Raw genomic sequence first — 13,226 nt, 5'->3', positions numbered from 1 at the left:
CAGATCAAATCCGATTGGCAAGGTATCCAGAGACAGTAATGTCCACGATAGCAGACAATATTGCAAACGTTCGTGACCGCATTTTCCGCGCCGCAGAGAGCGCCGAGCGCGACCCGCAAGGGGTGACGCTGATGGCGGTGACCAAGACCCGACCCGCGACCGCAATACGTGATGCCTGGGCACACGGCATACGCGATTTTGGCGAGAACTACTTGCAGGAAGCGCTGGACAAGATCGCCACACTGCAGGATCTGCCGCTGACCTGGCATTTCATTGGTCCCATTCAGTCAAACAAGACCCGCGCCATCGCCGAACATTTCGATTGGGTGCACAGTGTGGATCGGCTGAAAATCGCCCAGCGGCTCTCAGATCAGCGCCCCGAACATCTGCCGCCGCTGAATATCTGCCTGCAGGTCAATATCAGCGGTGAAGACAGCAAATCCGGCGTCATGCCCGAGGACCTGCCCGCGCTGGCGGCGGCGGTATCCAGCCTGCCCCGGCTGCAGCTGCGCGGCCTGATGGCGATCCCCGCGCCAGCGGATGACAGCGCGGCGCGGCGCATCCCCTTACAACAGTTGCGCCAGGCCATGCAGGCGCTGCCGCAAACGCTTGATACCTTGTCCATGGGCATGACCGATGACCTGACCGAAGCCGTGCAGGAAGGCTCGACCATCGTCCGCGTCGGTACCGCGCTGTTCGGCCCCCGGGACTATTCACACTCTCTTTCGGATCAAGGATAAATCATGACCGCTCCGACTATCGGCTTCATCGGCGCCGGCAATATGGCCACCAGCCTCATCGGCGGCATGCTGCAGCAGGGCATGCAACCCGAGTGCATCCTGGCCAGCGATCACAGCGCCGAGCAGGCTGACAAATTGGCCGCTGAGCTGAACATCCGCACCACCACGGACAACGCAAGCCTGGCCGCCGAATGTGACGTACTGGTGCTGGCGGTAAAGCCCCAGGTCATGCAGGCGGTCTGTCGCGCCCTGCCCGTTGAGCGCAAGGCCGGTCAGTTGATCATCTCCATTGCCGCCGGCATCAGCAGTCACAGCCTCAGCCAGTGGCTCGGCGAGCAGACGGCGATCGTCCGCTGCATGCCCAACACGCCGTCGCTGCGCCGACAGGGTGTCAGCGGCCTGTTTGCCAATGCCGCCGTGTCGCCCGAGCAGAAACGCCAGGCCGAAGACATTCTCAACGCGGTCGGCATCAGCCTGTGGCTGGATGACGAAGCGCAGATCGACGCGGTGACTGCCGTGTCCGGCAGCGGTCCGGCCTATTTTTTCTACATGATGGAGGCCATGATTGCCGCCGGTGAGCAGCTTGGCTTACCGCGCGCCACCGCTGAACGCCTGACCCTGTATACCGCGCTGGGCGCAGCGGACATGGCGGTGCACAGCGATGTCGATGCCGCGGAGTTGCGCCGCCGCGTCAGCTCCCCGGGCGGGACCACCGAACGTGCGATCAACAGCTTTACCCAAGAAGACCTGCCGGGGATCGTCGCGCGGGCAATGCAGGCCGCCGCTGCGCGTGCCGCCGAAATGTCCAAGGAACTTGCCTGAGGAACCACAATGAATAATGTCAATATGGCAGCGATCTACCTGGTGCAGACGCTGGGCAGCCTGTATCTGCTGGTAGTGCTGCTCCGCTTTATCCTGCAGCTGGTGCGGGCTGACTTTTACAATCCGCTGTCACAGTTTATCGTGCGCGTCACCCAGCCGTTGCTCAAGCCGCTGCGCAAGGTGGTTCCGGGCCTCGGCGGGCTGGATCTGGCCGCACTGGTGCTGGCGCTGCTGATCCAGCTGGTACTGGTGGCCATTATCATCAAACTGATGGGCTATGCGTTACCCAATATCGCGCAACTGCTGATCTGGTCGGTGATAGGGGTGACAGCCCTGTTCCTGAAGATCTTCTTCTTTGCGCTGATTATCAGCGTCATCCTGTCCTGGGTCGCGCCGCAGAGCAACAACCCGGCAGCCATGCTGGTGCAACAGCTCTGCGAACCGGTGCTGGCCCCGATCCGCGGCATACTTCCCTCGATGGGCGGGCTGGATCTGTCGCCGATTTTTGCCTTCATAGCCCTGCGCCTGATCGACATGCTGGTGATCGCCAATGTGGCCGCCGCCACCGGCATGCCCCGCGGTCTGACCCTGGCGCTCTGAGCGCCGGGAACAGCCAACGGAGCGAGCCTATGGCGTTCTACTCCTGGCGCGACGACAGTCTGATTCTGGACTGTCATCTGCAGCCTGGCGCCAGGGGCGTTGGCTTTGCCGGCCTGCACGGTGACCGTCTGAAGATCCGAATCAACGCACCGCCCGTGGACGGCAAGGCCAACGAAATGCTGCTCAAGTTTCTGGCCAACGCCTTCGCCGTGCCCAAACAACGCGTGACCTTGCTCAGTGGCCAGCAGAGCCGGCAGAAGCGCGTAGCAATAAAAGCGCCTGCGGTCCTGCCGGCCGAACTGGAGATCAGTCGCTGCTGATATTGCACCCACCCGTTGCGCTCTTTAGACTGGCGCCTCGTTAGCTGGATGCGCGTGCTGTATCTACCCTCTTCTACGCCCCAGTTTTTTAAGGAACACACTCTCGATGTCCGGATTCCCTGCTGATTCAGTCGGTCTGGTTGCTCCCCAGCACCAGTCCTTCTCAGAGCCGCTGCGGCTGGCCTGCGGCAAGACTCTGAACCAGTTTGACCTGGTATACGAAACCTACGGCACTCTGAATGCCAGTCGCAGCAATGCGGTGCTGGTATGCCATGCGCTGTCCGGTCACCACCATGCCGCCGGTTATCACAACGCAGATGACCGCAAACCTGGCTGGTGGGATGCCTGCATCGGCCCGGGCAAGCCCATCGATACCAACCGTTTCTTTGTGGTCAGCCCGAATAATCTTGGCGGCTGCCACGGCTCCACCGGTCCCGGCAGCATTAACCCGCGCACCGGCAAAAGCTATGGTGCCACTTTTCCGGTGCTGTCCGTCGAGGACTGGGTGCATAGTCAGGCGCGCCTGGCCGACACCCTGGGCATTGATTGCTGGGCCGCCGTGGTCGGCGGTAGCCTGGGTGGCATGCAGGCTATCCAGTGGGCGATCAGCTATCCCGAACGCGTGCGCCATTGTGTGGCAATCGCTGCGGCGCCGAAATTGTCGGCGCAGAACATCGCCTTCAACGAAGTGGCGCGCCAGGCGATCATCACCGATCCGGATTTCCACAATGGCGATTACGCCGCCTTTGGCGTCATCCCCAAGCGGGGGCTGATGCTGGCGCGCATGGTCGGCCACATCACCTATCTGTCGGATGACTCGATGGGTGAGAAATTCGGTCGCGAACTACGTACCGATCGCCTCAACTACGATTTCACCAGCGTGGAATTTCAGGTTGAAAGCTATCTGCGCTATCAGGGCCAGGAGTTTTCCGCCCGCTTCGACGCCAACACCTACCTGTTGATGACCAAGGCGCTGGATTATTTCGATCCCGCCGAAGCGCATGGCGGCGACTTGACCAAGGCCCTGGAGCACGTCAGGGCACGCTTTCTGGTGATTTCTTTCACTACTGACTGGCGCTTCTCTCCGGCCCGCTCCCGCGAGCTGGTCAACGCGCTGATGGCCGCCAACAAACCCGTGAGTTATCTGGAGATTGAGGCAGCCCAGGGCCACGACGCCTTTTTGCTGCCGATCCCCCGCTATGCCGACGCCCTGAGTGGTTATATGAACCGTATTGAGGTGGATGCATGACCCTGCGCGCTGACCTGCAGATCATCGAACAATGGATTAAGCCCGACAGCCACGTGCTTGACCTCGGCTGCGGCGATGGCGAGCTGTTGAGCTATCTGCGCGACCACCGGGGCGTGCACGGTTACGGCCTGGAGATCGACCCCGAGAAGATCAGCGCCTGTGTGCGCAAGGGCGTCAACGTGATCGAGCAGGATCTGGATAAGAAACTCGACAACTTCGAGGACAAGAGCTTTGACACGGTGGTCATGACCCAGTCATTGCAGGCCATGCACTACCCTGATCGCGTCCTCGAGGACATGCTGCGCATCGGCAAGGAAGGCATTCTGACCTTCCCCAACTTCGCGCACTGGCGCTGCCGTTTGTACCTCGGATTGCGCGGCGAGATGCCGGTGTCCGAATTCATGCCCTACACTTGGTACAACACCCCGAACATCCACTTCTGCACGTTCCGGGATTTCGAAGATTTGTGCCGCGAGCGCTCTATTCAGATCCTCGACCGCCTGGTCGTCGACCAGTCGCATCAGGCCGGAAGACTGAGCGCGCTATGGCCGAACTTGTTGGGTGAGATCGCAATCTACCGTGTTACACGCTGATCAAGGAGTACCGTCATGTTACGCAAGCTGCTATGCACCATCCTGTTTCTAGCCACCCCTCTCGCCATGGCCCAAGTGCAAAGCCCGGCTGAGCCTGAACGCTTCGGTGATCTGCTGGTGTACCGCACTGTATTCAACAGCAGTTACCTGCCGCCCGAAGTCGCCTCCAACGTCGGGCTGGAGCGAGGCCCCACCCACGGGGTGATTAACATCGCCGTTCAGCGCCAGACCCCGGAAGGCCGGGTGCCGGTCGATGCGATTGTCGAAGGCAACGTACGCAACGTGCTGGAGCAGCGTCAGAAGCTTGATTTCATCCGCGTCCAGGAAGAGGAATCCATCTACTTTGTTGCCAACTACACCGCTGCCCAGCGCGGGGTGCTGCGGTTCGAAGTGACGGTGCAAGCTGAAGAAGGCGCGCCTGAGCACACCATGAACTTCATGCAGGAATTTCACCCGGATGAATAGGGTGCTGCCATTTCGCCAACTGGTATTGGCCAGCGGTAACCGCGGCAAACTGGCCGAGCTGCAAACGATGCTTGGCGATGCGGTGGAAGTGCTGCCGCAGAGCCAGTTTGTCAGCGAGGAAGTAGAAGAAACCGGGCTCACCTTCATCGAAAACGCCATCCTCAAGGCGCGGCACGCTGCACGCGCGTCCGGCCTGCCGGCCCTGGCGGATGATTCGGGATTGGCGGTCGATGCCCTGGGTGGCGCGCCGGGTATCTATTCCGCCCGTTACGCAGACGGCGGCGGCGATGCGGCGAACAATGCCAAGCTGCTAGAGGCCCTTGCCGGGGTGCCGGACGCGCAACGCGGTGCGCGCTTCATTTCCGTGGTGGCGTTAATGACGCATGCCGAGGATCCGACCCCAGTCATCTGTGAGGGCGTCTGGCATGGCCGCATACTGACCGAGGCGCGCGGCAGCAACGGATTTGGCTATGACCCCCTGTTCTGGGTCCCGGAAACCGAATGCGCCAGCGCCGAACTCAATGCGGCTGACAAGAACCGCCTGAGTCACCGGGGCCGGGCCATGGCGCAACTGCGCTCGCGCCTCGGTCTGTCGTGAGCATTGCCCCCTCCGCGCCGGCGTCAGCTGGCGTGGGCCACTCCCTGCAACTGCCGCCGCTGGCCGCTTACGTCCACATTCCCTGGTGCGTGCGCAAATGCCCGTACTGTGATTTCAATTCACATACCAGCGACAGCGCGCTGCCTGAAGACGACTATATCGATGCACTGATTGCCGATCTCGAACAGGATTTGCCTGCCACCTACGGCCGCGAACTCACCTCGATCTTCTTTGGCGGCGGCACGCCAAGCCTGTTCTCGGCTGCTAGCCTCGGTCGGCTGCTGGAGGCGATGGCCACTCGGCTGAATTTCGCTGCGGATATCGAAATCACCCTGGAAGCCAACCCTGGCACCTTCGAACAGAACAAGTTCGCCGACTATCGCAGCACGGGCATCAACCGCCTGTCGATCGGCATCCAGAGCTTCAACCCGGCGCACCTCAAGGCACTGGGGCGCATTCACGACGACCGCGAAGCGCTGAGCGCGGTGGCCATGGCTCGCCGCGCCGGCTTCGACAATCTCAATCTGGACCTGATGCACGGCCTGCCGGGGCAAACGCTGGCAGACGCGCGGGCCGATATCGAGCAGGCGATCGCGCTGGAACCTGAACACCTGTCCTGGTATCAACTGACGCTGGAACCCAACACGGTGTTCTACTCGCGGCCGCCGACCTTGCCGGTCGAAGATGTGCTCTGGGATATCCAGGAAGCAGGCCAGGCGCGCCTGGCCGAAGCCGGATTCATCCAGTACGAGGTCTCCGCCTACGCCCGGGGTCAGCAGGCCAGGCACAATCTCAACTATTGGCAGTATGGCGACTTTATCGGTATCGGCGCTGGCGCCCACGGCAAGCTCAGCCACCCGGACGGGCGCATCGAACGCTACTGGAAAACCCGCACGCCGAAGGACTACCTGGAGCCGGCCCGCCCCTTCTGCTCCGGACGCAAGGAATTGGGTGCAGCGGAACGGCCCTTCGATTTTCTGATGAATGCCCTGCGACTGGTCGAAGGTGTACCGACCGAGTACTACCTGGCGCGAACGGGCCAGCCGCTGGATGCCATTGCTGGGCAATTGCAGCTCGCCAAGGACAAGGGCCTGCTTGAGGTGTGGGACCACCGCCTGCGCCCAACCGAGCGCGGACGGCTGTTTCTTAACGATTTGCTTGAGATGTTTCTTGAGGCGTAGCTCGATGGGGATGAGCCGCTACCCTGCGTCGCCGGCAAGCGTGGTACGAGCTGGTGCTCGAACCTCCCGGGAAAGCCTACGCGGCTGACGTGAGTTCGAACTCCACGCTATACAAGAGCACCCGCTATGGAGGGCCAGGTTCCATCCTGGCCGATCTCCGAGCCGCACACACCTTTGGTCGAGATGGAACTCGACGCTCCCGGGAAACCCTACGCGACTGACGTGAGTTCGCATTCCACGCTCTACAAGAGCACCCGCTATGGAGGGCCAGGTTTCATCCTGGCCGATCTCCGAGCCGCGGACACCTATGGTCGAGATGGAACTCGACCTTCCATTGGCCTGGGTCTCGTCTGCGGCAGCGTGCATGTCAGCGATTGATTCGCTTACTTCCGAGCGCGCGCCGCGGCCAGGAACCCTGCCATTTCTTCTTTCTTGTCCGCCTCGATCTGCTGGACATGCGGATTCTGACTCAGCTGGGTCAGCAGCGCTTTTGCCTCAGGAAGGTCTGCAAGCAGGTCCAGACCGAACAGCTTTTTCGCTACAGCGGAGGCCAGATCGATGCTGAACAGGAACATGATGTCGGCGATGGTCATCTCCTCACCCGCGACATAGGGCGAGAACTTGCCGTGGCGCTTCAGCGCTGCCACGCCGGCGAGCAGGTCCGCCCTGGCCTTGTCCTTGACCAGCTGATCTACCTTGCCGCCGAAGAACACTTCCGGGTAGCAGGAGCGCGCCGGCAGCTCGATATACAGCTCGATTTCCTTGGTCAGTGCACGCACCTCGGCGCGGCGGAACGGATCCTGCGGCAGCAGCGGTTTGCCATCTTGGGTTTCCTCTAGGTATTCGAGGATGACATTGGTCTCGTTGATGAAGCCTTGCTCAGTCTGCAGGCAGGGCACCTTGCCCCGCGGGCTGATCGCCAGAAAGGATTCGTCCTGGCTGGGGTGCACGTTGTTAATCTTGAACTCTATGCCCTTTTCCATCAGGGCTAGTTTGACCATGTTGAAATAGTTGCTGACATTGAAACCGTGAAGCGTGAGCATTTTGCGTCTCCTTATGGGTTTGGAATGCGGCTGATACAGTTGTAACGATGCGAACGTCCGAGGTACATCGACATAAATTCAGTGAATGATTGCTACACCATGGCACCCGGTAGAACAGGCGAAAACCCGCGCAGAACAAACGCTAGCCTCGCATCGCCGAAAGAGCCACCAACTCGCACCGGTTTAGGGCTAGACTGGCGATATCCAAGCGGCTCCAACCCACCAGAAAGGTAATGCCCATGCTGACACCGGAAGAAATTGAAGACATCAACCTGCTCGGCCAATTCAACCTGGCCAACACCCTGGAGGGGCTCAAGATTCACGCCCACGACGCGCCAGAGCAGACCGTAGCCGCCGCCAAACGGCTGCACGAGAAAGGATTGGTAACACAAATTGATGGGGGATATCTGACTAGCCTGGGTATCGAGGCTGCCGAGCACTGTCAGGCACTGCTGACCATTCTTCGCTGAACGATACCGGTTTGGTCTTCCCGCAGGTCATTGAGGGGCAGGAAACACCTCAGGTGACGCTGCGGGGATGACAATCGACACGCATCTACGTGCGTCATCAATCAATATCCAGCTCAACCTCATCGCCTAGCAGATCACCCAGAACCCGGCCGAGCACCTCGCCCAGTGTCTCGTCATCATTGTCGTAGACCCAGCCCTGCTCTGCATCAAAACCGAAATGCAAAGTCGCACCTGGAGCAGCGAGCCACAGTTCCCGCGAGGCTGGCTGACGGCCTATTACCACGCGCGTACCATCGCCCATATGCAGGATGAGCGATCCTTCGACCTGCTCCATCTCCAGATCCAGGCCGCAGGCATCGACGGCGTGCTCGATCTTGTCCTGGACGTGATCGACCTGCGAATTGAAGTCGGCTTCAGTGAGTTCGTTCATGTTTGTCCTCTAATACAACGCAACGTCAGCAGACCCCAACCAGACCCGGCCGGGTGCGTCGAACCTGACGGCTGGGTATACTGCCGGATATTCTCTGTTTATCAACAAGGTTTTTTCCATGAAGCGATCCATCGCCCTGATCTTCGGAATATTGGTCCTGGCCGGCTGCGGCCAGAAAGGCCCATTGTTTCTGCCCCAGCAAACGCCCAGCGAGACAGTCGAGCCGGCCCGCGACGAGCTGAACCAGCAACCCACCGAAGAGCAGTGAATCGCCCAATGACAGCCTTTGAATACCAGAACGGCGCGCTACACGCCGAGTCCGTCGCCCTGTCCGCGGTTGCCGCACAGTATGGCACCCCCTGTTTCGTCTACTCGCGCCAGGCAATCGAACAGGCCTACCGCGCCTGGGACGACGCCCTTGCGGGCGTGCCCCACCTGGTCTGCTTTGCAGTAAAGGCCAACTCCAATCTGGCAGTGCTGAATGTCCTGGCACGCCTCGGCGCCGGTTTTGACATCGTTTCCGGCGGTGAGCTGGAGCGGGTGCTGGCCGCAGGCGGCGATCCGTCCCGGGTGGTGTTTTCCGGTCTGGGCAAGACGGCCGACGAAATGCGCCGCGCGCTGGAGCTAGGCATCCATTGTTTCAATGTGGAATCCGAACCCGAGCTTGAACGCCTGCAACAGGTCGCCGCAGAACTGGGCGTGCAAGCGCCGGTATCGCTGCGCGTGAACCCGGATGTGGATGCCGGCACCCACCCCTATATTTCCACGGGTTTGAAAGAGAACAAGTTCGGTATCGATATTGCTAACGCCCCGGCCGTCTACCGGCGCGCCGCCGAGCTGCCGAATATCGATGTGCGCGGCGTGGATTGCCACATCGGCTCCCAGCTGACCGATGACACGCCATTCCTTGATGCACTGCAGCGCCTGCTCGGGCTGATCGACGCGCTGGCCGCAGACGGCATCCAGATCCGCCATCTGGACCTCGGTGGCGGGCTCGGCGTCACCTATCGCGATGAGCAGCCGCCCGCACCGGGTAGCTACCTCGCCAAGGTGCTCGAGCAGCTGGCCGGTCGCGACCTGGAACTGATGTTCGAGCCGGGGCGTTCGATCGTTGCCAACGCCGGCGTGCTGCTCACTGCGGTGAACATGCTCAAGCCAACCCAACACAAGAACTTCGCGATTATCGACGCGGCGATGAACGACCTGATCCGCCCTGCCCTGTACAGCGCCTGGATGGGCATCGACGCCGTCCAGCCGCGCAGCGATGTGCCAGCATCCACCTGGGATATTGTCGGACCAGTCTGTGAAACCGGGGATTTCCTCGGCAAGGACAGAGAGCTGGCCCTCGCCGCCGGCGATCTGCTGGTAGTGCGCTCCGCCGGGGCCTACGGCTTCGTCATGAGCTCGAACTACAACACGCGCCCGCGTGCGGCCGAAGTCATGGTCGACGGCACCAGCACACATCTCATTCGCCGGCGCGAGACAGTCAGCGAGCTGTTCGCTGGCGAGTCACTGCTGCCTGAGGCCTGACATGCTGCTGCGATTCACCAAGATGCACGGGTTGGGTAACGACTTCATGGTCATCGACCTGATTACCCAGCACGTTCAACTCTCACCCCGCCTGATTCGCCTGTGGAGCGACCGTAATACCGGCGTGGGCTTCGATCAGCTGCTGGTGGTCGAGCCGCCACGCAGCCCGGAGGCGGACTTCCGCTACCGGATCTTCAATGCCGATGGCAGCGAGGTCGAGCAATGTGGCAACGGGGCGCGTTGCTTCGCACGCTTCGTGCAGGACAAGCGTCTCACAGCCAAATCCGAGATCCATGTGGAGACCAGCGGCGGGCCTATCGTGCTCAATGTCGGTGACGACGGCCGGGTGACTGTGAATATGGGTGCGCCGCGCTTTACCCCGGCGGCCATTCCCTTCGAAGCCGACGCCGAGGCGGTGCTCTATCCGTTGGAAGTTGAGGGCGAACAGCTGGAGGTGGCCGCGGTATCCATGGGCAACCCGCACTGTGTCACGCTGGTTAACGATGTGGACACATTCGCCGTCGAACGGCTTGGCCCTGCGATTGAGCGCCACCCGCGGTTCCCACGTCGGGTCAATGCCGGCTTCATGCAGATCCTTGATCGGCACAATGCGCGTCTGCGGGTCTATGAGCGCGGCGCCGGCGAAACCCGCGCCTGCGGTACCGGCGCTTGCGCTGCCGCCGTGGCGGGGATCCGCATGGGGCTGCTCGACTCGCCGGTGGATATTGTTCTGCCCGGCGGCACACTGCACATCAGCTGGGACGGGGACGGCCGCCCCGTCATGATGACCGGACCAGCGAGCCGGGTTTATGAGGGACAGGTACGCGTATGACCGATAAGACCGAACCACAAGAGACCCCGGTGGATGCCGCACAGGTAGTCGAGTATCTGCGCCAGCATCCGGCTTTTTTTGCCGAGTATGACGAGCTACTGCCCGACCTCATCATCCCGCACCAGCGTGGCCAGTCAGTCTCGCTGGTAGAGCGTCAGGTCAAGCTGTTGCGTGAGCGCAATATCGAAGTGCGGCATCGCCTCAATCATCTGATGGAAGTGGCCCGGGAGAACGACCGGCTGTTCGAGAAAAGCCGCCGTCTGGTGCTGGGGTTGCTCGAAGCCCAGAGCCTGGATCAGGTGATTGCCAGTATTGAAGACAGTCTGCGCAACGATTTTCAGGTGCCCTTCGTCAGCCTGATCCTGTTCAGCGAAGCCAACCGCTTTACCAATGCTCGCTGCGTTACGCACAGCGAAGCGCGGGAAGCCATCGGTCACCTGCTGGACAGCAACAAGACCCTGAGCGGCGTGCTGCGCCCCGATGAGTTGGGATTCCTGTTTGGTGAATCCGGCCAGGAGGTCGCCTCCACGGCCCTCGCGCCGATCCAGCATCACGGGCTGCATGGCGTGCTAGCGCTCGGCAGCCGCGACGCGCAGCAATACAAGAGCGCAACGGGTACGCTGTTTCTGGGGTATGTGGCCGACGCCCTGGCGCGCGTATTGCTGCGCCAGCGCCCGATGATCGATGAACCCAAGGGTTAACGTCTGTTGCAAACCGACCTGGAGCAGTTTCTCGAGCATCTGCGCAGCGAGCGCCAGCTGTCCCCGCGCACCTTGGAGGCTTACCGGCATGACCTGACGGGTCTTCGCGACTACCTGCACGAGCAGGGCGTGAGCGACTGGTCCATGGTTGATACCGAGTATCTGCGCCGTTTTGTGGCCCGGCGACACGAACAGGGGTTGTCTGGTCGCAGCCTGCAACGGGCACTCAGCTCGGTGCGCAGCCTGTACCGCTATCTCATCCGCGAACGCCGCTGTCGGCACAACCCGGCGCTGGACCTGCGCGCACCCAAGTCACCGCGCAAACTGCCCCGGGCGCTGGACGCCGACCTGACCGCGCGGCTGCTCAATGAGAGCGATGACGACGATTGGCTGGCCATCCGTGATCACGCCATGCTCGAGCTGTTCTATTCCTCCGGACTGCGCCTCGCCGAACTGGCCGGGCTCGACGTGCACGAACTGGATCTGACCGCCGGCGAAGTCAGGGTGCTCGGCAAGGGCAACAAGACCCGTATTGTGCCGGTCGGCCGTCACGCCCGCGAAGCCTTGCAGCGCTGGCTGAAGGTGCGGCTGTTGGTCGACAGTCCTGACCAACCGCTGTTCGTCGGCAAGCAGGGGCGCCGCCTGACGACCAGAGCGATCCAGCTGAGGGTGCGGCAGCGTGGTGTGCAGCAGATTGGTCAACATCTGCATCCGCATATGCTGCGGCACTCCTTCGCCAGTCATATTCTGGAGTCCTCCGGCGACCTGCGCGCCGTGCAGGAGCTGCTTGGCCATGCCGACATCAGCACCACCCAGATCTATACGCATCTGGATTTCCAGCATCTGGCACAGGTGTATGATCAGAGTCATCCCCGCGCCAGAAAGTCCGCAGACAAGCCTGGCGCACCCAAGAACCGAGACGAATCATGATCCGCTTGCTGACATTCGATCTGGATAACACGCTTTGGGAAACTGAGTCAGTGGTCGCCGCCGCCGAACTGACCCTGCTCGACTGGCTGAAGGGTAACGCCCCGCTGTTTGCCGACCGGCTGGACGCCGAGGCGCGCCGTCATTTGCGCAAGGAAGTGCTGGCAGCCGACCCGGAGCTGAGCCACCGGGTCACTGCGCTGCGTATCGCCATTCTGGAGCTGGGTCTGCGCAAGGCCGGCTATACCGAGGAACAGGTGAAGGATCTGGCGCAGCGGGGTTTTGATGTGTTTCTCGAGGCGCGCCATGCGGTGACCTTCTTCCCGCATGTGGAAAATCTGCTGCGACAACTGGCCCCGCATTATCAGCTGGCAACCATTTCCAACGGCAATGCCGATGTGCGCCGCCTGGGGCTGGAGAAGTATTTCAGCATTATCGTGTCGGCCGATGACATCGGCCGCAGCAAGCCGGATCCGGCACCGTTCCTCGCCGCATTGGAACGCGCAAGCGCAGAACCGGAGGAAACCCTGCATATCGGCGACCATCCGGTTGACGACATGCAGGGCGCCCAGGCCGTGGGGCTGCACACGCTCTGGTTCAATCGCCTCGGCCTGCCCTGGCCGGATCAGCCGAGGCCGCACGGCGAAGTGCGCTGTCTGAGCGAGATACCAGAGTGGCTACAGCGCTACGACCTGGACGTGGCATCCATTCGAACAGAGCGATAG

18 protein-coding genes are annotated in these 13,226 nt (G+C 61.5%); 16 read left to right on the top strand and 2 right to left on the bottom strand.

Going from position 1 to position 13,226, the window contains the following annotated elements; all coding sequences use genetic code 11:
* Nucleotides 1-38: 38 nt before the first annotated feature.
* From FHK95_RS09925 to hemW, 9 genes are all read left to right on the top strand, one after another.
* Nucleotides 39-740, top strand: coding sequence for a YggS family pyridoxal phosphate-dependent enzyme (locus FHK95_RS09925; RefSeq protein ID WP_150304449.1), 702 nt, complete (start codon nt 39-41; stop codon nt 738-740).
* Nucleotides 741-743: 3 nt separating this feature from the next.
* A complete protein-coding gene (gene proC / locus FHK95_RS09920; protein WP_150304448.1) occupies nt 744-1,562 on the top strand; it encodes a pyrroline-5-carboxylate reductase in 819 nt (272 codons plus the stop codon).
* A 9-nt stretch (nt 1,563-1,571) separates the two neighbouring features.
* A complete protein-coding gene (locus FHK95_RS09915; RefSeq protein ID WP_150304447.1) occupies nt 1,572-2,162 on the top strand; it encodes a YggT family protein in 591 nt (196 codons plus the stop codon).
* 29 nt (nt 2,163-2,191) lie between these two features.
* Entirely contained in the window at nt 2,192-2,482 is a 291-nt protein-coding gene (locus FHK95_RS09910) for a DUF167 family protein (RefSeq protein WP_150304446.1), read from the top strand.
* Nucleotides 2,483-2,588: 106 nt separating this feature from the next.
* A complete protein-coding gene (gene metX, locus FHK95_RS09905; protein WP_150304445.1) occupies nt 2,589-3,731 on the top strand; it encodes a homoserine O-succinyltransferase MetX in 1,143 nt (380 codons plus the stop codon).
* A 2-nt stretch (nt 3,732-3,733) separates the two neighbouring features.
* Nucleotides 3,734-4,324 (top strand): methionine biosynthesis protein MetW, encoded by a 591-nt coding sequence (metW, locus tag FHK95_RS09900; protein WP_150304530.1) that lies wholly within the window; start codon nt 3,734-3,736, stop codon nt 4,322-4,324.
* A gap of 15 nt (nt 4,325-4,339) precedes the next feature.
* Nucleotides 4,340-4,789 (top strand): DUF4426 domain-containing protein, encoded by a 450-nt coding sequence (locus tag FHK95_RS09895; protein ID WP_150304444.1) that lies wholly within the window; start codon nt 4,340-4,342, stop codon nt 4,787-4,789.
* The gene (gene rdgB / locus FHK95_RS09890) at nt 4,782-5,387 is read left to right on the top strand and encodes an RdgB/HAM1 family non-canonical purine NTP pyrophosphatase (protein ID WP_408003610.1); all 606 of its coding nucleotides are present in this window, start codon (nt 4,782-4,784) and stop codon (nt 5,385-5,387) included. Before FHK95_RS09895 ends, rdgB begins: the two co-directional genes overlap by 8 nt.
* A 32-nt stretch (nt 5,388-5,419) precedes the next feature.
* Nucleotides 5,420-6,568: a radical SAM family heme chaperone HemW gene (gene hemW, locus FHK95_RS09885; protein WP_235906757.1), complete on the top strand. Its 1,149-nt coding sequence runs from the start codon at nt 5,420-5,422 to the stop codon at nt 6,566-6,568.
* A 383-nt stretch (nt 6,569-6,951) separates the two neighbouring features.
* Here hemW and FHK95_RS09880 read toward each other — a convergent pair whose 3' ends face one another.
* On the bottom strand, nt 6,952-7,611 hold the full coding sequence (locus FHK95_RS09880) for a glutathione S-transferase family protein (protein ID WP_150304442.1): 660 nt from the start codon (nt 7,609-7,611) through the stop codon (nt 6,952-6,954).
* A gap of 239 nt (nt 7,612-7,850) precedes the next feature.
* Here FHK95_RS09880 and FHK95_RS09875 point away from each other — a divergent pair, with 239 nt between their 5' ends.
* Nucleotides 7,851-8,081, top strand: a complete 231-nt coding sequence (locus FHK95_RS09875; RefSeq protein ID WP_408003609.1) for a TIGR02647 family protein — start codon at nt 7,851-7,853, stop codon at nt 8,079-8,081.
* A gap of 97 nt (nt 8,082-8,178) precedes the next feature.
* Here FHK95_RS09875 and cyaY read toward each other — a convergent pair whose 3' ends face one another.
* Complete coding sequence (gene cyaY, locus FHK95_RS09870; protein WP_150304440.1) at nt 8,179-8,511, bottom strand: iron donor protein CyaY; 333 nt, start codon at nt 8,509-8,511, stop codon at nt 8,179-8,181.
* Nucleotides 8,512-8,629: 118 nt separating this feature from the next.
* Between cyaY and lptM the strand changes: the two genes are divergently transcribed.
* Genes lptM through FHK95_RS09840 form a run of 6 tightly spaced genes read left to right on the top strand, consistent with a single transcriptional unit; the run spans nt 8,630 to nt 13,226 of the window.
* Nucleotides 8,630-8,779 carry an LPS translocon maturation chaperone LptM gene (gene lptM / locus FHK95_RS09865; protein WP_150304439.1) on the top strand — a complete coding sequence of 50 codons (150 nt, stop codon included), beginning with the start codon at nt 8,630-8,632 and terminating at the stop codon, nt 8,777-8,779.
* A gap of 8 nt (nt 8,780-8,787) precedes the next feature.
* Entirely contained in the window at nt 8,788-10,041 is a 1,254-nt protein-coding gene (gene lysA, locus FHK95_RS09860) for a diaminopimelate decarboxylase (protein ID WP_150304438.1), read from the top strand.
* 1 nt (nt 10,042) lies between these two features.
* A complete protein-coding gene (gene dapF, locus FHK95_RS09855) occupies nt 10,043-10,873 on the top strand; it encodes a diaminopimelate epimerase (RefSeq protein ID WP_150304437.1) in 831 nt (276 codons plus the stop codon).
* Nucleotides 10,870-11,574 carry a DUF484 family protein gene (locus FHK95_RS09850; protein WP_150304436.1) on the top strand — a complete coding sequence of 235 codons (705 nt, stop codon included), beginning with the start codon at nt 10,870-10,872 and terminating at the stop codon, nt 11,572-11,574. Before dapF ends, FHK95_RS09850 begins: the two co-directional genes overlap by 4 nt.
* A 6-nt stretch (nt 11,575-11,580) precedes the next feature.
* On the top strand, nt 11,581-12,504 hold the full coding sequence (gene xerC / locus FHK95_RS09845; RefSeq protein WP_150304435.1) for a tyrosine recombinase XerC: 924 nt from the start codon (nt 11,581-11,583) through the stop codon (nt 12,502-12,504).
* A complete protein-coding gene (locus FHK95_RS09840) occupies nt 12,501-13,226 on the top strand; it encodes an HAD family hydrolase (protein WP_150304434.1) in 726 nt (241 codons plus the stop codon). Before xerC ends, FHK95_RS09840 begins: the two co-directional genes overlap by 4 nt.

The sequence above is a fragment of the Pseudomonas saliphila genome (assembly GCF_008638345.1).
In the GTDB taxonomy this organism is placed as follows: Bacteria; Pseudomonadota; Gammaproteobacteria; order Pseudomonadales; family Pseudomonadaceae; genus Halopseudomonas; species Halopseudomonas saliphila.
The sequence above is the reverse complement of the archived record's forward strand: the minus strand, read 5'-3'. Positions and strand labels throughout refer to the sequence as shown.